Below are 20384 nucleotides of genomic sequence, written 5' to 3'. Positions count from 1 at the left end.
ATCAAAAATGATTGAAAATGAACAGAAAAAAATTTCTTCAGCAAAACCTATTTCTTGGAAGCACCATGATACTTGCTCCAAGTGTTCTGTTGGCACAAGATAAAATCGATCAAGAAACTGTTTTCAATAGTGAATTAATCCTTGAATTTGTATTTGCTGCACATAAAAGTCTAGAGGAAACAAAAAAAATCCTGGAGAAATACCCTTTGCTCCTTAACTGTACCAGCCAATTTAAAAAAGGGGATTTTGAAACGGCCGTAGGTGGCGCTTCGCATATGGGTAGAAGAGATATCGCTGACTATTTGATTGGGAAAGGTGCCAGACTGGATATTTTCAACTATGCTTTCTTAGGGTATGACGATTTTATTAAAAAAATGGTTGAAGATTATCCCCATTTCCTCAACTCATATGGTCCACATGGCTTTACATTGCTGCATCACGCCCAAGTTGGAAAAAGAACTGAACTTGCAGAATGGCTTCAATCCAAGGGCTTAACTGAAAAAATGTTCAAAGGGGTTTTTGGATAGTTTCTAAGATTGCCATCCGTTCTTAAATCTATAAAAAGGTCTTATTATTTTTATGTATCTTCTTAGCACTGAAATTTTGGAAGAATGTGGATAATTCAAAGTGAAAAGCGGTTTTATTATGTATCCGTAATTCTACTTGTTGTAATTTTTATCATCACCCTTGTTCAAAATATGATTCGCTACAGCAATCATTCCAGCTATAGCGTATGGGTATCAGTAGTGTACCTGTGTGTTTCAGTTCTTCTTTTTATACCGTTTATAGCACTTACCCTCTGGTTACAAAAAGAAATTAAAAAAAGATATCTAAAATGGTTTTGGCTACTTGCTTGCACATCAACTGTAATAAGTCTTATAGTTTTCTATCTTTTGTCGAACATCATTTTACATGCATTTGGATACTTTGATGGCTTTGTAGATTCTGAATATGCCCGGTATTATTTTGGTCGTGAAGCATTATATCATTTACTGCTTATTGTGGCTTCGGCGGTTTATGTTTACAATGCTAAAACAAGAACAAAAACCATTCAGGTTTATAAAGGGCGGAAACTGATAACCATTGGGCTTGAATTAATAGAATGGATTGAAGCAGAAGGGCATTATTTGAATTTTTATTCGGAGGCAGGTACTTTCATTAAAAGAGATCGTCTGGGCTTGTTGGCAGAGCAATTGCAACCTGATTTTATTAGAATCCATAGAAAATATATTGTCAACAAAAGCCAAATAATAGCACAGGAGAAAGACAAACGCGACGAATATATAGTGCTATCCTCTGGTAAAAGATTGAAAATTGGTCAATCCTTTAAACCAATTTCCTGGTAGAAGTTTTATTCCTTGGCATACGGCCTCACCCTTCCAGTGTACCAAATTGCAGTTCTGTGGGTGCTGTTAATGTTTAAAGTACTAGAGAGCGAAGGTGTTAACTGGGACACGACTTGATACGTTTCCGTGGCAGCACTTATTGTAAAGCGCATCGTGTACCCTTGAGTTTTTTTATTAAGTACAATCTCAAAATCCTTTGGAACACCTTCAAATTGAATACCAGTATTGTTATTGTTATATGTCCCTCCCATTTGCCTTTCACCAAAATAGGGAAGGTTAGCTTCTACCTTATCACCGGTAACCCTTAAAAAACTCGCACTGCCAGACAGATCAATTCGGTTTGCTGTACTTCCAGGGGGCAATAAGCCTGCATTTGCAATACTGTTAATACTCCCCGTGGCCAACGGATTGGCCCAGTTTGCCTGAATTTCAAAAGATTTCTCTGAAACAAGTTTATTTAAAGTTTCGATTTCTTCTGCCGTAGCCGATGATTTTGGATGGGATGCACACCCGATAGCAACAACAATCAACACGGCAATAATACATTTTTCAAGCTTCTTCATAACCAACAGAATTTAGTCCTATTACAAATTACTCAATCTGAATAAAATTTCCCATTTAAACAGTATATTTAACCTTCAAACCAGACCAATTTTTATGAAAGTTTTGCTTTGTAAAACCTTTGTGTTTTTCATTTTTTTCACACTTCACACCTTACATTCACAACAAGTTCAACCACAAGATTCAGTTAAAAACAGACCAGAATATCGTGCTACCGAGTTATCCAAAGATTTTGACATTGATGGTGAAGTAATAAACGACCCTATTTGGCAAACTGTCCCCGCTATAGAAAACCTTATTCAATTACGCCCCAACTATGGACAGACAGTTTCAGAAAAAACCGTAATTAGAATCGCCTACACCAATACCACATTTTATGTTTCTGTAATTTGCTATGATAAAGATGCTAAAAACATTGTAGTTTCTGATTCGCGTAGGGATGCGGATTTAAATGATGAAGATAGTTTTCTCTTTATTATTGATACATACCATGACAGACAAAATGGATTCCTGTTCGGCACCAATGCACAGGGAATGGAATATGATGCCCAAATAGATAATGAAGGTAAGGGGAACTTTAATACCAATAGGCAACAAGGGGGAGTTATAGGAGGCACAAACTTAAACTGGGACGCCACATGGAAAGTTAGGTCACAATTAGGGGATTATGGATGGAGTGCGGAATTTGCCATTCCATTTAGATCATTACGATTTGCATCTGGCAAAAGCAAAACATGGGGACTCAATTTTCGAAGGAATATTAGTAAAAATACCGAAACTGCGTATTGGACCTCTTTACCATTGGGTTTTGATATGAAGAGACTATCATTGGCTGGAAAGCTAACGGGGCTAAACTTAAAAAGTCCGGGCAATTTAAAGCTTATTCCTTATGCTCTTGCCCAAGTAGTGAATAATAGTGCAACATCTCCCAGTGAAACAGATACCAATTTTGAAGTTGGAGCAGATATTAAATATAGCGTTACACCTAGCCTTACTTTAGATTTAACATACAACACGGATTTTGCCCAAGTAGAAGTAGATGACCAGCAAGTGAACTTGGACAGATTTAATCTCTTTTTTCCAGAAAAAAGAGCATTTTTCTTGGAAAACGCAGGGCAATTTAGCGTTGGTAGTCCAGGAGAGGTAGATTTATTTTTTAGTCGCCGTATCGGTATTGGAGATAATGGCGATTTAGTTCCCATTATAGGTGGAGCAAGACTTTCAGGTAAAGTGGGCCAGACCAATGTAGGCTTCTTAAGTATGTTCACAGATGATGTTGATGGGGCCGGTATAGACCAAAACAACTTTTCTGTTGCCCGGGTAAATCATGATTTTCAAGGAACACGTTCTTCTTTAGGCGGCATATTTATTAATAGAGCCGGATTAGGAGGTTTGGATGACGATTATAACAGGGTATATGCAATGGATGGTACTTGGGGAATTGGAAACAAGGCTGAAGTCACAGGTTTTGTTGCAAAAAGCACTACTCCAGGAATTGATGAAAAAGACCATGCATTTAAATTATTGGGAAATTACAACTGGAACGGATGGGATTTGAGAGCTGGCTATACAGAAGTTGGAGCGGGTTTTAATCCGGAAGTGGGTTTTTTACAGCGTACCGCTTTCAAAAAGCCCGAGTTTTTAATCTTCAAGGCACATAGATTTAAGAATGCGGGAAAACTTTTGGAAATTAGGCCACATGTTTCTTATAGGGGTTATTGGAATTTTGATGATCAGCAAATTACTGGGTTTTTACATGTAGACAACCATTGGGAGTTTAAAAGTGGCTTTGAAATACACACTGGTATCAATTTTACAACGGAAAGGGTTTTGGAGCCTTTCGAAATTTCAAATGTTACCGTTCCAGCTGGCGAATACAAGCATGAAGAACTTCAGTTTATTCTGATCACCAATCCCAATAATGCTTTTTCCTTGAGCACCAGAACCATTATTGGGGGTTATTTTAATGGCGACCGCATCACCAATAGTGGTACTGCAAATTACCGTGTAGGTGATCGTTTTAACTCTTCACTCACTTTTAGCCATAGTGATATTCAATTGGATACAGGTAACTTAACTGCCTTGGTAGGGGGCCTACGACTTTCTTATTCTTTTACTCCCAGAATGTTTGTGCAAAGCTTGATACAACGAAACAATGTATCTAACATTACCGCAGTGAACGCTCGTTTTGGTTGGCTGCAGAATGCCAATACAGGTCTTTTTGTGGTATTCAATATTGTTAAAGATGATGATGATCTAGATCTATTGAACAATCAAATATTCACAGTTAAATACACTCATCGCTTTGATATTTTGAATTAACTAACAGCATATTTACCGTTATAATCCCCTTCTCGGTAATTTAGCAGAAATATGATTGCCGCTGATTGGATACGCCCGCAGAATCTAAACACATAGAATTCACCAACTGATTAGAAAAAATGTTGCCGGATTGTAATTATGAATGATTGCAAAGGCACAATCATTAGGCAACTATAACACAGAAAAAAATAAGATACTTAGATTTTCTTTACGCGAACCGCATTCATTCCCTTCATACCTTTTTCCAGTTCAAAAGATACTTTATCATTTTCAGCGATTTCATCAATTAATCCGCTAACATGACAGAAATATTTTTCTTGATTCTCGGTATCTATAATGAATCCAAAACCTTTGGAAGTATCAAAGAACGAGACTTTTCCATTTCTTACTGGATCAAACTCTTCTTCATCTCCCTCTTCTTTTTTAGGAATACCAAGTGTAATGCTTTCGGCCTCTACAGCCATTTTTTGAGAGGGGTCGGGTGGAGTATCCGTCAGATTACCGTTGTGGTCTACATATGCAAACTGAATACCAGTTTTGCCGCTCTCTTTAGCTTCGGCTTTTCTAGCTTCTTTCTTTTTTTGCTTCTCTTCTTTTTTCTTTAAGCGTTTTTTCTCTCTTTCTGATTTGTTATACGTCTGTTGCGATTTAGCCATAAATATTACTCCTGGAATTGAATTTTAAGATGATTTTTATAAAATCGGTTAAAGATAATGAATGACAACGTTGAAAACCCTGATTTTTTAATATTTCGTTGTAATATTTCTTTTTACCATTACAATATACCCAATTCCTGTGAATGCTAAGCCTGCGCAACAATACATGATCAATGGAATTCGCGAAATAGTTTCTTGATAGTACCAACCTGAACATAAAGCACCAAAACCTATGCCTGCTTCGAGGGCAATATACATAGTGGCCATTGCCTTCCCTTTTTGTTCCGGTAAGCTCAAATCTATTGTCCATGCGTTTATTGCAGGAGAAATTACACCCATGGCCAGACCATATATTGAGGCGCCAATTAATAGCCCTGACCGCGTGTTTAAAAAACCAATAAGCACCAAAGCAATGAAAAGTAAAGCTAAGCCAACTGCAATTACCTTAATCCTTCCATAACGATCTGAGAGTCTTCCTGCAATAAATCTAACTAGAAGTGATGATATAGTAAAGACAATAAAGAATACTCCCTTGTTCACAAAACCAACGGATTCGGTCCAATCTGGAATAAGAGTAAGGACCACTCCAAAACCAACATAGGACAAAAAGGTGATTATGGCCGGCGGTAATGCTTCCAGTGCTATAATATCATTCCTCGATATCTTCAATAAACCTAGGTGAAAACGTTGTCTGGCCGGTAATGTTTCTTTTAAATTCACTATCAGCAATAGGGCCAAAAAAGCCATTGCTGAAGAACTGTAAAATAGTATTGAGTATGAGAAATGAAGTTTAATAAAACTTCCTAAAGCAGGTCCGAGAGCCAGGCCTGTACTAAAGGCTATTCCTTGTATGCCCATGGCCTCTCCCAACCTTTCTCTTGGCACAACATCTGAAACAAAAGTGGAAGCCGCTGTTGGTGTAAACCCTGTGGAAAAACCATGACACAATCTTAAGAGCAAAAAACCGTACACCGTTGTCAAAATAGGATAAAACCCTCCACAGACCAAGCAAACCAAAGCTCCAAAAATCATTACAGGTTTTCGTCCGATTGTATCTGTTAGTTTTCCACTAAAAGGCCGGGATATTCCTGCCGTAAGAGTAAAAAGTGCAATAATGAGCCCAATGTACTTAGCCCCACCCAAACTGCTCAAATACGATGGCAATTCAGGAATAAGCATGTTGTAACTTGCAGAAAAGAAAAGAGAACTTAAGCAAATAAGAACAAATTTTGGGGTATACATTCCCTGCTTAAAAAAGGCTATTTTTTTTCTTCCTGTTGTCATCACAATGGGTATTCCGTAACTTTAGGGGCAAAGAAATTACTTCTTCAAACCACTAAAAAGGACATTTGTCCCATCATATAAAATGATCAGAATAAATCTTGAATTGGCCACTTACATGAAAAAACTGTTCAAGGGGGGTATGCATGGTCTATATGAGGAGAAATTTGGTCCCAAGCATAAAATAATAGAGCAAGATAGAAGGTACAACAAAGTTTATTTTATTACGCAGGGAATTACAAAATGTTATATTTCCGATGAAAACGGTAAGGAATTTATCCAAGAGTTTTTGGGTGAGGGAATGGAGTTTGGAGAATTAGAAGTGTTCAGTAAAAAACATACAATATGTTCCGTTGAGACAATAACAGAATTAACGACTCTTTCCATATCGCATACCTGTTTTAACAATCTATTGGAAACGGACAGCCACTTTAATAGATTGATTATGAAAGCTCTGGCAGATAAGATTAGATACAAGGCCCCAAGACATTCTTACCAGCACTCCTACCCTATTGAGGACAACGTTATTAGACTAAAAAAAATATTCCCAAAGTTTACCGAAGTAATTTCTAAAAAGGATATTGCAAATTATATTGGTGTCACTACCAGAAGTCTAAATAGAGCACTAAAAGAACTAAAAGAAAAAAATGGAGAACTTTAAGCAAGGCCTTCAAACCATTTTTTAAAATCGGCCACTTTTTCTCTACTAATAATTACTTCTTTGTCCAATTTAGAATTTAGTATAAGTTTTAATCTTCTATTGGCATAAACAGTGACATCTGCAATGGCGTTGATATTGACAATAAAGGTTCGATTTACTCGAAAAAAAAGCTTTGGATCCAACAACTCTTCCAATGCTTCAAGTTTATATTCAATTATGTACTTTTTTCCTTTCTCAGTAATAAGATAAGCATCCCTCCCTTCAGCAAAAAAAGCATTGATTGAATTACTCTGGACTGAATTTATATGATTGCCTATTCTAACCAAAAACCTGTCTTTATATCTTTTTTCTTGTAATTGTTGAATTACCGGAGCTAATTCAACAGGTGATGAAAACTGTTCTTTAAGTGATTTTAGTTTTAGCAAAGCCCTTGAAAGATCTGTAAACGTAACTGGTTTTAATAAATAGTCAATACTGTTCACCTTAAAGGCGTCTATGGCGAACTCATCAAAGGCAGTAGTGAAAATCACCGGTTTTTGAACTTTTATTTTAGAAAAAATCTCAAAGCTGAGACCATCCGTCAATTGAACATCCATAAAAAACAAATCCACTTCAGGTTGATGCTCGGTAATCCACGGGATAGCAAGCTCCAATGAAGGCAGTATACTTAGAACCTCAACCTTTTCACTATACTTTAAAAGATAGCGTTCTAGTTTTTCTGATGCCAAAGGTTCGTCTTCAATGATTACAATCTTCATTCTAAGTACAATTTAGGAAGGTATATGGTTTTAAAAACATCACCATGAACCACTTTTACCGGTTCTGGTGCATAATAGCGATAATCTCTTTGGATATAATTTAAAGAATTGGTTTTTAATGACTTACCTATTCTTTCTTCATGTTTGTATTGAATTGCTAGTTCATTTTCAGACTCTAAAATATCGATGGCCATCTTTTTTACTTCTGATGGTATTGTGGTACGCATGACCTTTTCGGCAATGCGCAGTAAACTTCCAGGTACCACCATGCTTTCATCTACCGCTATTTTGCCCAATTGGATTTTTCTATGTGGGAGTTCGGAAAATAATTGCAGTAATTCCTTCAAAATTTTTAATTCCTCAGATATGGGAACCAGTTCATCTTTCTTTTTAGATAATAAATATCTATATACCATTGCAAAACTGTCTGTAATCTGTTCAGCTTTGTCCGGGTTTCCTTTCATAACCACCAAAATTGCTTCTAAGCTTTCAAAAAGCAATTCAGGGTTTATGCCTCGTTTAAAATCCGTGAAGTCTTCTTCTACTTCCAGTCTAGCCCATTCCTCTTTTTCCAACTTTTCCGTATTTACCATGTACAGAAACTGATGACTAACGTATAACAAAATGTAAATCAACGCAATAACAGAGAAAATACTGTTAAAAACCAATAGTTCATTACTGTTTGGTGTATAGTAAAGTACATTGGTAAAATAAAGATACATGGCTACAGACACCAAAGCGATGTTAATGAAAATTGTACTAATGATCTGTAATATGGTTTTTACAAAAAAAGAAGATGGCCTTTTAAGGCGTTTAAAAATTACAATTGAAACACGTACGTATTCCTGAATCAAATATGCAAGGCCAATACACACATAGAGTTCTTGACCAAAGAAGTTATCGCCCAGTTCGTCTATTGTATTGTTAATGAGCAAAATAAGAAGATATACCAGAGTCCCACTGAACAAAGGGCTCAAAAGTCTAAAAAGCGGTTTATGAATAAACAGTGTTTTCATGTGAGCAGCGGGAGTTTTACGATAAAGTTTTCATTGTCAACTATTCTCACCTGTTTGTCCGCCAGCAATTCATAACGCGAAATAATGTTTTTGAGACCTATTTTAAGGGATTTTGTTTCTGGTCGTTTTGCCGTTTTGTTATTGGACACTTCCAGACAACCCTTATTTTGTTTAATTTGAATTTTTAGTTGATTTTCATTGTTGATGATATTATGCTTAACGGCGTTCTCCACAAGCATCTGCAAGGTTAATGGCGGAATTTTGCTTTTAAGTTCGTTATCTGTGAGTTGTAGGTCCAAAGAAATGTAATCTCCAAAACGCGTTTGTACCAAAAAACAATAAGAGTTTACAAATTCTAATTCGTCCTCTACGGTAACCAATACTTCTTTATATGCTTTTAGGGTATATTGATAGGATTTTGCCAAGGACCTTATAAAAATATCCGCTCTTCTTACATCCTTTTGGAATAAGGAAGACAATGTATTTAGGCTGTTAAAAAGAAAATGAGGGCTCAACTGCGATTTTAATGCGCTTAGCTGAAGTTCTGTCTGTTTCCTTTTTAACCTCACCTCCAATACTTGCCCGGCAGTATATTGACGGTAAGAGTAAAAAACCAAATAAATGATATTGTAGATAAGGACAGCACAAAAAAGAAGCACGCTTATTTTTAGCAAGATCTTGTTTCCTTCGCCAGAAAAAAAAGAGTAGTCATGATAGAGCAATTCATAACCTTTTAAGCCAAGGAAAACAATGCACAACCCTAGAATCAAATGTATTACGATTCCCAGCAAAAGCCTTAGTCCCGTATATTGTTTCCAATGAATGGTTTTGTTTAAGAACAGATTACAAAAGTGAAAAACATAGCTAATGGCAACACCAAGCATACCATTTAGGACAAGTTCCCAAAAACTTGGTTTTCCGCTAAAATTGTGAAAACTATAGAATAAGCTTCCAACGATAAAGCCAAAGATGATAAGGAACACATTTCTTCCCATGGTTGGTCGGTCTGCGAAAAAATTAAAAATCCTGTCCATAACACCAAAATACTCATAATTATGCTAAAGCATTTGGAGTATTTTGGTGACTGGAATTCTAATTGGTTATTGAATTGCGTTTGAAGCTCTCCTGTAATGTGAGTCTGATGAAATACTTTTGCAAACAGCCCCATAAGCTTCTTTTACGGAAGATCCTTTTTGTGAAACCGTTCTTGAAAATGAAATCAATGATTCGGCCTTATGGTAATCTGAGTTAATATCCTTAATGGTCCATAAGATTTTGGTAAGCTGTGCGTCTGAATACGTATTTCTAGCCATCTGCTTAAAGACACTTGCTTTGTGGTTATCCGAACCCATATGTTCTAAAACATCTAATAAAATTTCTATGCTATCATCTGAAAGTTTCTTACGTACAGCAGACTTTAGTATGTTGGCTTTATGACTATCAGAATTCATATGCCCTACCTGCTTTAATACGTGTGAAAGTGAGGATGAACTAAGGTCTTTCTTAAGTAGCTTAGAAATTACATTTGCCTTATGGTGATCAGAACTCATATCATCCAAGGAGCTTAGCAAAGTATGAAAGCTACTGTCTGAAAGTTCCTCAGAATTCAATGCGCGTTGCAAAACCTCAGATTTATGGTGATCTGAATCTATCCCATCTGCAGTGTTGATGAGCAGTTTCATGTTTGAGGCATTCAGCGATGCGTTTCTTAACACTGTAAGCAGAACACTTGATTTATGGTAATCTGAATCTATGTCTTTAGTAATTATGAAAAGAGAGTTCATCTGATTTTCCTTTATAGCTCCATCCTTGATGGATCTTTTGAGAACCTCTGCTTTGTGGTGGTCAGAATCTATTTCCGATGCAGCTTCAATGTAAGCAGAAGTGCTAGCTTCGGTAGCCAAAAATTTAGAAGTATTGTTTTTTAGTATATCCGCCCTGTGATGATCAGAATCAATATCATCGCCAATAACGTTTAAAATAGATATGAGGTCGGCACTATTAAGATCTTTTTTCAATAGTAACTTTATATACCTTGCTTTTACATGATTGCTGCCTATAAAGTCAACTTCTTTAAGTACGCCACGTGTCCCTCCTTCTTTATAAATGCGATCGACACGTTGTTCTGATCCCAAAGTGGTTGTGCGGACTACTTCCAACAGAATCTCTGCCATCCATTTTCTTCCTTCTGAATCAAAACTTCTTTCGGAGCCTCCTACATAATACTTTTTGATAAGCTGCCCAGAACTGTTAGATTCTATAAAGATTCTCCTGCGACTCCCAAAAGCAGATTTTTTTATTTCCATATACCCCTCGTCTGAAATGGCAATGACGTCTGTATCATCACTGGAAAGGGTAATATCTCCTTTAAACTCAACTTGAAAATTATTACCGAACCCATTTTTTATGGAAATAGAGGTTTTTCCATTATCACTTACACTTATAGAAGTGCTCTTACGCTGAGCATTTACATAACTTCCGCTAAGCAGAAAAAAGAAAAGAATAACCTTTAGCACAAGAACTGCAAAGATTTTTGATAGTTGATTCATGATTGTTCGCTTTTTGATTGATGAATGATTGATACAGCAAAGATGCACATCAACCCCTTCTTTTAAAAATGAAATGTAGCGAACTGGACAATTTATGTATTGAATTGTACAAGGAAAAGAAAACGCCCCGGCAATCTATCTTTTAAACCTTTCAAATATGGCCAAAGTCTTTTTAGCATTGATGAAATAAACACCAGTGAGCAATACAATAGCAGCAACTATGGATTGGACCGTAATTTGCTCATTTAAGAAATACCAACCTAGAATAAGCGCAACTATTGGGTTTACGTAGGTAGAGGTAGCCACTTTTTCTGGAGAAACTGATTTTAATAGGTAATTAAAAGAGGTAAATGCCAAAATACTTCCAAAAATGACAAGCAAAATCATAACAACTTGAACTTTTCCGCTCCAAACCAATGGTGATGTCCAATTTTCACCAAACCCAATGCTCATCAAAGCCAAAATAATACCTCCGGTAAACATTTGGTAACCTGTATTCACAAAATAATTTGTGGGTAAATCTGCTTTAGCCACAAAAAGACTACCATAACCCCAACTCAACATACAGAAAAATATCATGACCATTCCCAAAATGGAACCTTCCTTGGTGATAATCTGTTTCTGGCTTACAAGAAGGTATATGCCAATAACCCCAAAAATAACTCCAACCACAGACATTGGCTGTATTTTCTTCCCTTGTAAAACTCGCATCAACAATAAAATAATAAGTGGCTGTGCAGATATTTCCAGGGCGGCAAAACCAGTATCCACATAGCGTAATGCCCATACTACTACTCCATTGCCAAAACTTAAAAAAAGAAACCCTGCAATTATGGTGTTCCAAAGTTGCTTTCTGGTAATGGAAATTTGAATTCCCATCATCTTTGCAATAATGAAAATTAAAACCCCAGCAGTGGTGAAACGAAATGAAGCAAGCATAAACGCCGGTAACTCCAAAACGGCAATCTTATTTAGCAAATAGGTGGACCCCCATATTACGTATATCGCAAAAAAGGCAAGAACGACAAGAGTAGAGTTTGAGGATTTTCCCATTCTAAAAAGTACGGTTGTTTGCCCTGCAATATTACGGATGTTTACAGGAGTAAAAAATATATTCTAAATGAAGTTATCCAAAGAAATTGAAAGGAATCCGGTCTATAGTTATTTGATAAACTTTAGGAATATTGATTAGTGTCCAAGATGTAAGCCGCCATCTCCTGTTCAAGCTGTTTAAATCGGTCTAAGTGAAGTTGAATGTCCTTTTGCAGGCTTTTTGCAAACCCTTTCTTTTGCTTTAAAAGTTCCATGATTTGTTTTTGCTGACTTGTAAAAACCTTAAAACTATGTTTAAGATCATAAAGTTTTTCAAAACAGGAAGAATTATTGGGTTCACAGGTATACGAGTTAAGCTTTTTGGAAAGTCTTTGAATAATGTTGTTATTTCTATCCATGCGGATCAATAATTCTTGGATATGATCCGTGCTATTTTTAGTTACATCATTCATAATATTTTGTTTAAGTATTGAACGCAATAAAACCCTCCATTAAGTTACTAATTATCTTACATTGTTCTACAAAATTAACTCTGTTTTTAAATATTTAACACTCAGTTAAACCTAAATTACATATTCTAAAAATTTGATAACTAAATATTTATAAATCTTTAAAGCCAATGTGGATTAAAAGCGCATTGACTCTAATTTGGTTAACCCATCAATATTGAAATATTAAACAAAAGTTGATAATTCTGTAAGTAGTCTCTTTCTTTAAGGACCAAATCTTTATTTTAGATTAAAATTGGTTATGAGAATATTTTCGCTTTGTCTGTTTTTGGCCGTTAGTCTGTCTTTCAATACAACAAGTGGCCAAAAAAGTAATATCAAGAGCGCCCAAATATCATTTGAATTTGTTTCGAAGAATGTAGAAGGAACCATTTCAGGTTTTGAATCGGAATCTTCAATAGATGTTGGCAACTTGAAAAATTCAATTTTTAAGGGTTCGGTTTCTTCAGAAACTTTGGATACCAATAGCGGATTAAGAAATTGGTCCTTAAAGAGCAGAAAATATTTTAATGCAGATGATTACCCTAAAATATCCTTTAGCAGCAATGAAGTAAAACTAGAAGGTGAAAAGTTGGTGGTCAATGGTGTTTTAAAAATCAAAGAAACCTCCAAGCCCATTACCATAACCTTTGTCCAAAAAAATAATCAACTTATTGGAACCACTTCTTTATACTCTATTGACTATGGAATTAAAATCAAGAAAAAAAGAGAAGACAATCTGGTAAATATTAAAATGGTTTTTGATGTTGAAGATTAGCCTGCATGTTGTTTCCCAAAACCTGTGCAGTTTATGATTCTATTTTTTAACCAGGACATTGTAAATCTTACCCACGCCCCAATTGCCCAAAGGAAAGTATAAGGCAAAAAACAGCGCCATACCCAAGCTGAAATTTCGAATGTTGAACAATTGGTCCAACATATTGTTAGGGTATGCATATGAGGTTTGCAAAGCATACCCACTAAACTCCAACAATCCCATTGCAATAAGTCCGTATGCGTATTGCATATGAAAAGGCAGTCCTCTTAATACCAAAGAAATTGGAACCATATATAGAATGTAACAAGTTATTACCTGCCACCAAAAGGTAAATTTGGCTATCTCCATTTGCGCCCCAAACCAATTCATTCCAAGGCCCCACAGAAAATAAACGATACAATAGGTAACCAGTAATCGCTTATCAACCTTCACTTTTTCCAAAACAAAACTCCAGACTTCTTTCATTTAGCGGCAATTTTAAGGTCTATTATTTTTAGTGCATCCTTAACCGTTTGCATGCCGTCCATATCTTCATTTTCCAACATGATATCAAAAGCATCCTCAACATCCAGAACAATATCTACTAAATTGGCAGAGTTAATGTTCAATTCTTGTGTAAAATTACTTTCTGGCTGTATTGCTTCTACAGCAACATCATCTGGCAAATAGGTTTGAACTATGTCCTTTAATTTCTGATATCTTTCTTCTTGCATTTTTTATTTTAAGGTTGTTTCTGACTATACGCTTTAAAAATAATACAGGCGTTTACATCTCCAAAGCCAAAACTGGCTTTTGCAATAATTTTTGGCTCAAATTCTATTGTTGCCTGAGGAATCTTTGAAGCATCTATCATGCTGATGATCTCTGGGTGAATATCCTCGCAATTTATACTTCCAAAAATTTGGTTTTCCCTAAACTGAAGCAGGGTTCCAACGCATTCAATACTTCCTGCCGCAGCCAAACAGTGCCCAAAAAGTGCTTTAAAGGAATTTACAAAAGGGAAGTCTATTCCAAAACGCCCAAGCGCTTGGCTCCAATTGCTAATCTCATTGGGGTCTTTAGCTGTAGCGGTAAGGTGTCCATTAACTGCATCAATGTCTTTTGGGTCTATTCCCGAGTCTTGAATGGCATTTGTAATGCAGCGTTGAACTGCTTCACCATTTGGCGCCGTCATACTTCCTCCTCCCATTTGTCCGCCGCTATTTACATCACCACCTATAATTTCGCCATAAATAGTAGCCCCACGTTCCAGTGCGCTTTCCAGTGATTCCAAGACCATAGCTCCAGCTCCACTGCCCGGAACAAATCCAGCTGCAGATGCGCTCATGGGTCTACTTGCCGCTCCTGGCTTATTGTTATAGTTTCTGGGAAGAATACGCATGGCATCAAAACCTCCCCAAACATAAGGTCCACTATCGCTGCAACTGCCCACCAACATTCTTTTTGCTTTTTTATTTTTGATGCGGTCATAGCCCATTAATATTGCCTCTGTTCCAGTAGTGCAGGCAGATGAATTGGTAGTAACTTGATTTCCACAACCTAACATCCCGCCTAAGTATGCACTTATACCACTAGCCATGGTCTGAATTACAGAAGTGCTGCCCAAGCGCCTTACATTACCTGCATCTACTTGATATATGGCTTCCCTGAACTTATCCACTCCTAGAATTCCGGTTCCAAATATTATTCCACTGTCCCAATCAGGGGTTTCATTGCTCGTTGATGCTAAGCCCGCATCTTTCCATGCGTCTTTGCCAGCAATAACACCATAAAACACACCGCTGGCATTCAATCCTTTTAGTTGAATTTTACTAAAGTATTCATTTAAATCTACATCATCAATTTGCGGTTTTCCAGCTATTTGACATCCAAATTTTAGTTTTTCAAGCTCTGGATGGAAACGTATTCCACTTACCCCATTTTTTAAGGATGCAGCAAACTCAGAAAGGCTAATTCCGTTGGGTGCACAAACCCCCATTCCTGTAACTACAACCCTAGTTTTCATCATTTTTCTGTTTGAACATTCCTGCTACAATTCCCTTGCACACCAATTCTCCATCAGAATTGAACAGTTTTACCCTGCATTTTAGCTTACCAAATCTGAAATATACTTTTTCAGAGACTACTCTCACCTTATCATTGGGGAAAACTGGCAGATAAAACTCCATTTCGGAACTGCTCATTGCAATCTGAGGTATTTTATCCTCATTTGCTCTAATTTGCTTTTGCAATAGATAAATACCAAGGCACACCAAGCCTATTTGAGCGCAGCATTCGGTTAAAATAACCCCTGGGGTCACAGGTAAATCCTTAAAATGTCCTTTATAAAAGCTTGAATCCTCTTTAAAAACATATGTTCCTTCTGCAGAGCTCTCATCTAATTGTATCAACTCGTCCACAAAAAGGAAAGGCTCTGAATAGGGTAAGCAGCGGATTATCTGATCTAATGTCATCATCTATTGTAGGCTTTCTCCTCCATCTACTTTAATTACCGTTCCAGTGATCCAATTCGCTTCTTTCAGTGTGAGCAAATAAACTGCATTGGCAACATCTTCCGGTGCGGTAAGTCTATTGTTGGGATTTCGCTTTATCGCCTGTTCTTTTAAAACATTGCTATTTGGTATCATCTGGAAGGACTTTGTGTCCGTCATACCGGCCTGTATGCAATTTGCCTTTATGCCAACTGACGCAAATTCAAGTGCAATATTCCGTGTGATTGCTTCCAGCGCTGCTTTTGCAGCAGACACAGCGCCATAACTGCTCCATGTTTTGGAATTTCCTTCACTGGTAAAAGATACTACCCTAGTATCCTCAGAAAATAACTTTTCGCTAACTAAGGACTTAACCCAATCATAAAGACTAATGGCCATGGCGTCAATTGTCAAATGAAAGTCTTGATTGTTCAGACCATTACGCTCGCTCATAGGTTTTAAATTGCCTTTTGCGATGCTATGGACAAGAACATCTATTTTTTCAACTCCAATGAGCTTCTTTATTTCTTGAATCAACTCACTACGTTTAATAGGGTTCACCGCATCTACATTAAAACTATACAACGTATTGTCAGCTAAAGAAATTTCTGTGAAACTCCGTTTAATATGCCCAAGGTCGGACTTTCTATCTCTATGAACGACAATTACCTTAAATCCATGTTGCAATAGCTTTTTTGCTGTGGCCAAACCAAGACCACTGCTACCTCCCAATATTAAAGCCCATTTGGACATGTCTTTCATTTTCTAAACAAATTACCATTCTAAAAGAATGCGCTGTGCGGAAAAACCGGGGCCAAAACTAAGCAACATTCCCTGTTCTCCTTCTGCAATTTCTTTTTGTAAAAAACGCTCAAGCACATACAGCACAGTAACACTGCTCATATTCCCATAATCCCTTAGCACTTCTCTTGTATCATCTATATTCTTGCCCAATTTACCAAACAATTCCTCAACGGTCTGAACGATTTTCTTTCCGCCTGGATGAAAAATTAAATGATCCACCTTATCAATATTTGAATCAAAGCGTTTTAAAAATGGATGTACGATTTCTGGAAAGCGCTCTGCAATTACTTCTGGAACGGCTGGATCTAATATCATTTTCAAACCTGTATTGGTCAAATCGAAACCCATTAAATGAGTGGCGTCTTTAAAATGATACATTTCTTCTCCAATAATTTTTGGTCCTTGCATCTCTTTTTCCGAAGATAATAGCACACAGGCAGCTCCATCTCCAAATATTGCGGCGCTTACCATATTGGCCATAGAAAAATCGTTAAGCTGAAAAGTGGCTGTGGGACTTTCAACTGCGATAACCGCTGCTCGTTTTCCTGGATTTGACTTAAGAAAATTTGTTGCATAAATCAACCCTGAAATACCTGCAGCACACCCCATTTCTGTTACTGGGAGTCTTACAATGTCTTGCCTTAGTCCTAACGAATTCACCAAATAAGCATCTAAAGATGGTATCATAATGCCGGTACAGCTAACAGTAATGATGTAATCTAACGACTTTGCGCTCCATTCCGCTTGGTCTAACGCTTTCTGGAGTACTTGCTCTCCTAAAAGTTTTATCTCTCTAGTGTAGATGTTGTTTTTTTCTTCAAAAGAAGTTGCGGTAAAAACTTCTTCAATATCCATTATCCCATATCGCCGGTCCACCCCTGCACCTTCAAATATCTTGACCACTTTTCTTCTAAAACGGTCATCATGACCTGAAAGCCATAAATCTATGAAGGGAATAATGTCCGAAGTTTCTCTGCTATACTTTGGCAATTGTTTTGATACTCCAACTACATGCACTAGACCCATTAATTATTCTGTCGTTTAAATTTCATTACCCATACATACCTAAAAGCCCATTTCCACCTAATTATATGCGTAACACTCGGTATTTTTTTTGATAGTTCTATTAGCTCTGCTTTCTTAAAACCTTTGCTTATGGAAACAAGACCATCATATTTTGCAACATTTGTTTTAATGAAAAAAAAACCAAATACCTTAAACAGTGTATATGCGATTTTGCTTCTTTGCAAGTCATTGATCACCACGCCAATTTTCGCCAAACTAACAAACTTGTTCAAAAAAGCATCAATACGGTTCTCATCAAAATGATGCATGGTCAATGTGTTGATCAATATATCGCAAGACAGACTGGAATCTGCTTTTAGTATGTCTTCTTTCTTGAAATTTATGTTGGGGTACTGGCTGGATTTCTCCTTGGCAATACGCAATACGTCATCCCTAAGGTCTACGCCAATCATATCATGCGAAACCTCATGTTTACTTAGGTGTTTGGATAGTTTTCTTAACATAGTCCCATCTCCACATCCCATATCCAAAATCGTATACGATTTTTTACCACTTTCTTTGACCAGCTCCCACACAGCATCTATGGTAATGGACTCTCCTCCGAGCAATCTATTACATTTGTTAATGTCAGCATAAGCTGCATCCAAGAGCTCAAACTCCATATTTGGATCATCCATGAGTTCCAGTTCTTCACTACGAACAGAAAAATCCATCAATTTAAAATTGGATTACCGTGCGTACTACTAATAAGTTCTCTAAGTAGTATTTTGGAGTTCGCAACTGTATACATTCCTAAATTAAACCATTTGGTATGCAACATTAGCTCTTGTAGACAACGACCCATCCAGAGTCTTTTTCTAAAGTTCTTTTCCCAGAGTATTTGGTACTCCTTTTCCATATCTTTTCTTGTGAAGTTAGGTTTTTCCGTAAACATTGCAACTTGTTCCGCAGCTAATTTTGCACTATGAATGGCCATCGCCATTCCATTGCCGCAAAGCGGATGTATTAAACCCGCAGTGTCTCCGCACATTAAAATGTGATTGTCTACCGCTTTTTTCTTTTCAAACGAAATTTGAGCAATGCTCAATGGCTTTTCAAATTTTGTCTTGGCATTGGATAAAAAATCCCTTAAATATGGGTTTTGAGACACAACAGTTTGGTTAAACGCCTCTATATCCCCTTCTTTTTTAAAGCTTTCATATTTGACCAGGCAGCAAAAGTTCACATCCCCCTCTTCTGTAAGTGACAGGCCACCATACCCGCCTGGAAAGTTGTGAAGACCAACTAGGTTGGATGGATGCCCATTGTTTTTATAATGGGATTTTATTCCAAGCCAAGGGGATTTCTCTTTAATAAAGTTTCTGTTCAGTTTAATGTCTAGATTTGAGCGTTTACCAAATGCACCTAAAACTACTGCGCTGGATATTTTTTCTTTTGAGGCAAGCGTTATTGAAAATTCGTCATTTACCAACTGAACATCTATTACAGTATCAAAAAGGAAGTCCACTCCTTTTTTTAGGGCCAATTGATATAGTTTATGATCAAAAGCATATCTGCTAATTCCAAATCCTCCCAATGGCAGGTCAATCTCAATAAGTTTACCATTCTGCGTACTTACCTGAAGTGTGTCAATTTTCGGTAACCCTAAACCATCCAATTCCAGACCAAGCTGCTCCAAATAGGGTTTAACCTCATTGGATACATATTCTCCACATACTTTATGACTTGGGTATTGGTTTTTCTCAATGACCAAGACCGGTATTTCTTTTTGCACCAAATCCAGTGCAGCTGTCAAACCAGCCAATCCACCACCAATGATAACAACTTTGGGATTATTCACTTCATGAAGATAATTCTTTAAAACAAAAATCCCGACCAAGTATGGTCGGGATTAAAAAAACATTTTGTGTTTTGTATTTTAATTTGTTTTCTGATAAGCCTCTTGTTTTAATTCTTCACTAGCCACAATAGCCAGCTCAACACGTCTGTTTTTGGCTTTGCCCTCACTTGTTTCATTGCTTTCGCGTGGTTGGGTTTCACCATACCATTTTGTACTGAACCTGCCACTAGAAATACCTTTGCCTATTAAATAATTAGTTACAGACTCTGCCCTTTGTTGCGATAACTTCCAGTTGTATTCTTCACTTCCGGCGCTATCCGTGTGTCCTTCAACCAGAACATTTGAGTTTGGATATTCTTTGAAGATCCCAGCCAACTTATCTAGGGTTGTAGCTGAAGTTCCCTTAACATCAGATTTATTCGTATCAAAATAAACCCCGGCATCTTCGTTGAACGTAACATTGATTCCTTCTCCTACTCTTTTTACTTCTGCCCCAGGAATCTCTTCTTCAATACGCTCGGCCTGTCGGTCCATTCTATTTCCAATATATCCGCCAGCTGCACCTCCAACTACTGCTCCTATGATTGCACCTAGGGCGGTATTGCCATTTTTACCTACGTTATTTCCGATTATTCCACCTATTACAGCACCACCGGCTGCTCCAATTGTTGCTCCTTTTTGAGTGTTATTGGCATTTTTCACTGCATTACAACTTACTATTAGGCTTAATGCCATAAAGATGGTTGTACTTTTTAAAACTATATTTTTCATCTG

23 protein-coding genes are annotated in these 20384 nt (G+C 37.0%); 5 read left to right on the top strand and 18 right to left on the bottom strand.

The window, feature by feature from the left end:
* Positions 1-17: 17 nt before the first annotated feature.
* On the top strand, positions 18-527 hold the full coding sequence (locus DKG77_RS11515; RefSeq protein ID WP_109663127.1) for a hypothetical protein: 510 nt from the start codon (positions 18-20) through the stop codon (positions 525-527).
* Between the two features lie 84 nt (positions 528-611).
* On the top strand, positions 612-1346 hold the full coding sequence (locus DKG77_RS11510) for a LytR/AlgR family response regulator transcription factor (RefSeq protein WP_109663125.1): 735 nt from the start codon (positions 612-614) through the stop codon (positions 1344-1346).
* Between the two features lie 5 nt (positions 1347-1351).
* Here DKG77_RS11510 and DKG77_RS11505 read toward each other — a convergent pair whose 3' ends face one another.
* Complete coding sequence (locus DKG77_RS11505; RefSeq protein WP_109663123.1) at positions 1352-1909, bottom strand: DUF4251 domain-containing protein; 558 nt, start codon at positions 1907-1909, stop codon at positions 1352-1354.
* A 94-nt stretch (positions 1910-2003) separates the two neighbouring features.
* Between DKG77_RS11505 and DKG77_RS11500 the strand changes: the two genes are divergently transcribed.
* Positions 2004-4229 carry a carbohydrate binding family 9 domain-containing protein gene (locus DKG77_RS11500; RefSeq protein ID WP_207785451.1) on the top strand — a complete coding sequence of 742 codons (2226 nt, stop codon included), beginning with the start codon at positions 2004-2006 and terminating at the stop codon, positions 4227-4229.
* Positions 4230-4426: 197 nt separating this feature from the next.
* Here the strand turns inward: DKG77_RS11500 and DKG77_RS11495 are convergent, their stop codons facing one another.
* Positions 4427-4885 carry a cold-shock protein gene (locus DKG77_RS11495; protein ID WP_109663122.1) on the bottom strand — a complete coding sequence of 153 codons (459 nt, stop codon included), beginning with the start codon at positions 4883-4885 and terminating at the stop codon, positions 4427-4429.
* Positions 4886-4972: 87 nt separating this feature from the next.
* Positions 4973-6169, bottom strand: a complete 1197-nt coding sequence (locus tag DKG77_RS11490; protein WP_243414913.1) for an MFS transporter — start codon at positions 6167-6169, stop codon at positions 4973-4975.
* An 82-nt stretch (positions 6170-6251) separates the two neighbouring features.
* On the opposite strand from DKG77_RS11490, the gene DKG77_RS11485 reads away from it, so the two are divergent.
* Positions 6252-6827 (top strand): Crp/Fnr family transcriptional regulator, encoded by a 576-nt coding sequence (locus DKG77_RS11485; protein ID WP_109663120.1) that lies wholly within the window; start codon positions 6252-6254, stop codon positions 6825-6827.
* On the opposite strand, the gene DKG77_RS11480 is transcribed toward DKG77_RS11485, so the two are convergent.
* The 6 genes from DKG77_RS11480 to DKG77_RS11455 all read right to left on the bottom strand — a co-directional run bounded on the left by DKG77_RS11480 (position 6824) and on the right by DKG77_RS11455 (position 12655).
* A complete protein-coding gene (locus DKG77_RS11480) occupies positions 6824-7585 on the bottom strand; it encodes a LytR/AlgR family response regulator transcription factor (RefSeq protein ID WP_109663118.1) in 762 nt (253 codons plus the stop codon). The two genes, DKG77_RS11485 and DKG77_RS11480, sit on opposite strands and share 4 nt — an antisense overlap.
* On the bottom strand, positions 7582-8601 hold the full coding sequence (locus DKG77_RS11475; protein ID WP_109663116.1) for a histidine kinase: 1020 nt from the start codon (positions 8599-8601) through the stop codon (positions 7582-7584). The genes DKG77_RS11480 and DKG77_RS11475 overlap by 4 nt, the downstream gene beginning before the upstream one ends.
* A complete protein-coding gene (locus DKG77_RS11470; RefSeq protein ID WP_165819384.1) occupies positions 8598-9596 on the bottom strand; it encodes a sensor histidine kinase in 999 nt (332 codons plus the stop codon). Before DKG77_RS11470 ends, DKG77_RS11475 begins: the two co-directional genes overlap by 4 nt.
* A gap of 105 nt (positions 9597-9701) precedes the next feature.
* On the bottom strand, positions 9702-11150 hold the full coding sequence (locus tag DKG77_RS11465) for a hypothetical protein (RefSeq protein ID WP_133248452.1): 1449 nt from the start codon (positions 11148-11150) through the stop codon (positions 9702-9704).
* 135 nt (positions 11151-11285) lie between these two features.
* On the bottom strand, positions 11286-12203 hold the full coding sequence (locus DKG77_RS11460) for an EamA family transporter (RefSeq protein WP_109663110.1): 918 nt from the start codon (positions 12201-12203) through the stop codon (positions 11286-11288).
* Positions 12204-12325: 122 nt separating this feature from the next.
* The gene (locus DKG77_RS11455) at positions 12326-12655 is read right to left on the bottom strand and encodes a hypothetical protein (RefSeq protein ID WP_109663108.1); all 330 of its coding nucleotides are present in this window, start codon (positions 12653-12655) and stop codon (positions 12326-12328) included.
* 298 nt (positions 12656-12953) lie between these two features.
* Here DKG77_RS11455 and DKG77_RS11450 point away from each other — a divergent pair, with 298 nt between their 5' ends.
* Positions 12954-13469 (top strand): YceI family protein, encoded by a 516-nt coding sequence (locus tag DKG77_RS11450; RefSeq protein ID WP_109663106.1) that lies wholly within the window; start codon positions 12954-12956, stop codon positions 13467-13469.
* Between the two features lie 39 nt (positions 13470-13508).
* Here the strand turns inward: DKG77_RS11450 and DKG77_RS11445 are convergent, their stop codons facing one another.
* The 9 genes from DKG77_RS11445 to DKG77_RS11405 all read right to left on the bottom strand — a co-directional run bounded on the left by DKG77_RS11445 (position 13509) and on the right by DKG77_RS11405 (position 20381).
* Entirely contained in the window at positions 13509-13934 is a 426-nt protein-coding gene (locus tag DKG77_RS11445) for a hypothetical protein (protein ID WP_109663105.1), read from the bottom strand.
* Complete coding sequence (locus tag DKG77_RS11440) at positions 13931-14182, bottom strand: phosphopantetheine-binding protein (RefSeq protein ID WP_109663103.1); 252 nt, start codon at positions 14180-14182, stop codon at positions 13931-13933. Before DKG77_RS11440 ends, DKG77_RS11445 begins: the two co-directional genes overlap by 4 nt.
* An 8-nt stretch (positions 14183-14190) precedes the next feature.
* On the bottom strand, positions 14191-15474 hold the full coding sequence (locus DKG77_RS11435; protein WP_109663101.1) for a beta-ketoacyl-[acyl-carrier-protein] synthase family protein: 1284 nt from the start codon (positions 15472-15474) through the stop codon (positions 14191-14193).
* Entirely contained in the window at positions 15464-15925 is a 462-nt protein-coding gene (locus DKG77_RS11430; RefSeq protein WP_313789952.1) for a 3-hydroxyacyl-ACP dehydratase FabZ family protein, read from the bottom strand. Before DKG77_RS11430 ends, DKG77_RS11435 begins: the two co-directional genes overlap by 11 nt.
* On the bottom strand, positions 15926-16693 hold the full coding sequence (locus tag DKG77_RS11425; RefSeq protein WP_313789951.1) for an SDR family oxidoreductase: 768 nt from the start codon (positions 16691-16693) through the stop codon (positions 15926-15928).
* A 21-nt stretch (positions 16694-16714) separates the two neighbouring features.
* Positions 16715-17770: a type III polyketide synthase gene (locus DKG77_RS11420; RefSeq protein ID WP_109663098.1), complete on the bottom strand. Its 1056-nt coding sequence runs from the start codon at positions 17768-17770 to the stop codon at positions 16715-16717.
* On the bottom strand, positions 17770-18483 hold the full coding sequence (locus DKG77_RS11415; protein WP_243414912.1) for a methyltransferase domain-containing protein: 714 nt from the start codon (positions 18481-18483) through the stop codon (positions 17770-17772). The genes DKG77_RS11420 and DKG77_RS11415 overlap by 1 nt, the downstream gene beginning before the upstream one ends.
* The gene (locus DKG77_RS11410; protein WP_109663762.1) at positions 18483-19610 is read right to left on the bottom strand and encodes an NAD(P)/FAD-dependent oxidoreductase; all 1128 of its coding nucleotides are present in this window, start codon (positions 19608-19610) and stop codon (positions 18483-18485) included. The genes DKG77_RS11415 and DKG77_RS11410 overlap by 1 nt, the downstream gene beginning before the upstream one ends.
* Positions 19611-19688: 78 nt before the next feature.
* A complete protein-coding gene (locus DKG77_RS11405) occupies positions 19689-20381 on the bottom strand; it encodes a YiaD family glycine zipper/OmpA-like lipoprotein (RefSeq protein ID WP_109663095.1) in 693 nt (230 codons plus the stop codon).
* Positions 20382-20384 lie beyond the last annotated feature (3 nt).

Source organism: Flagellimonas aquimarina (assembly GCF_003149745.1).
In the GTDB taxonomy this organism is placed as follows: domain Bacteria; phylum Bacteroidota; class Bacteroidia; order Flavobacteriales; family Flavobacteriaceae; genus Flagellimonas; species Flagellimonas aquimarina.
The sequence above is the reverse complement of the archived record's forward strand: the minus strand, read 5'-3'. Positions and strand labels throughout refer to the sequence as shown.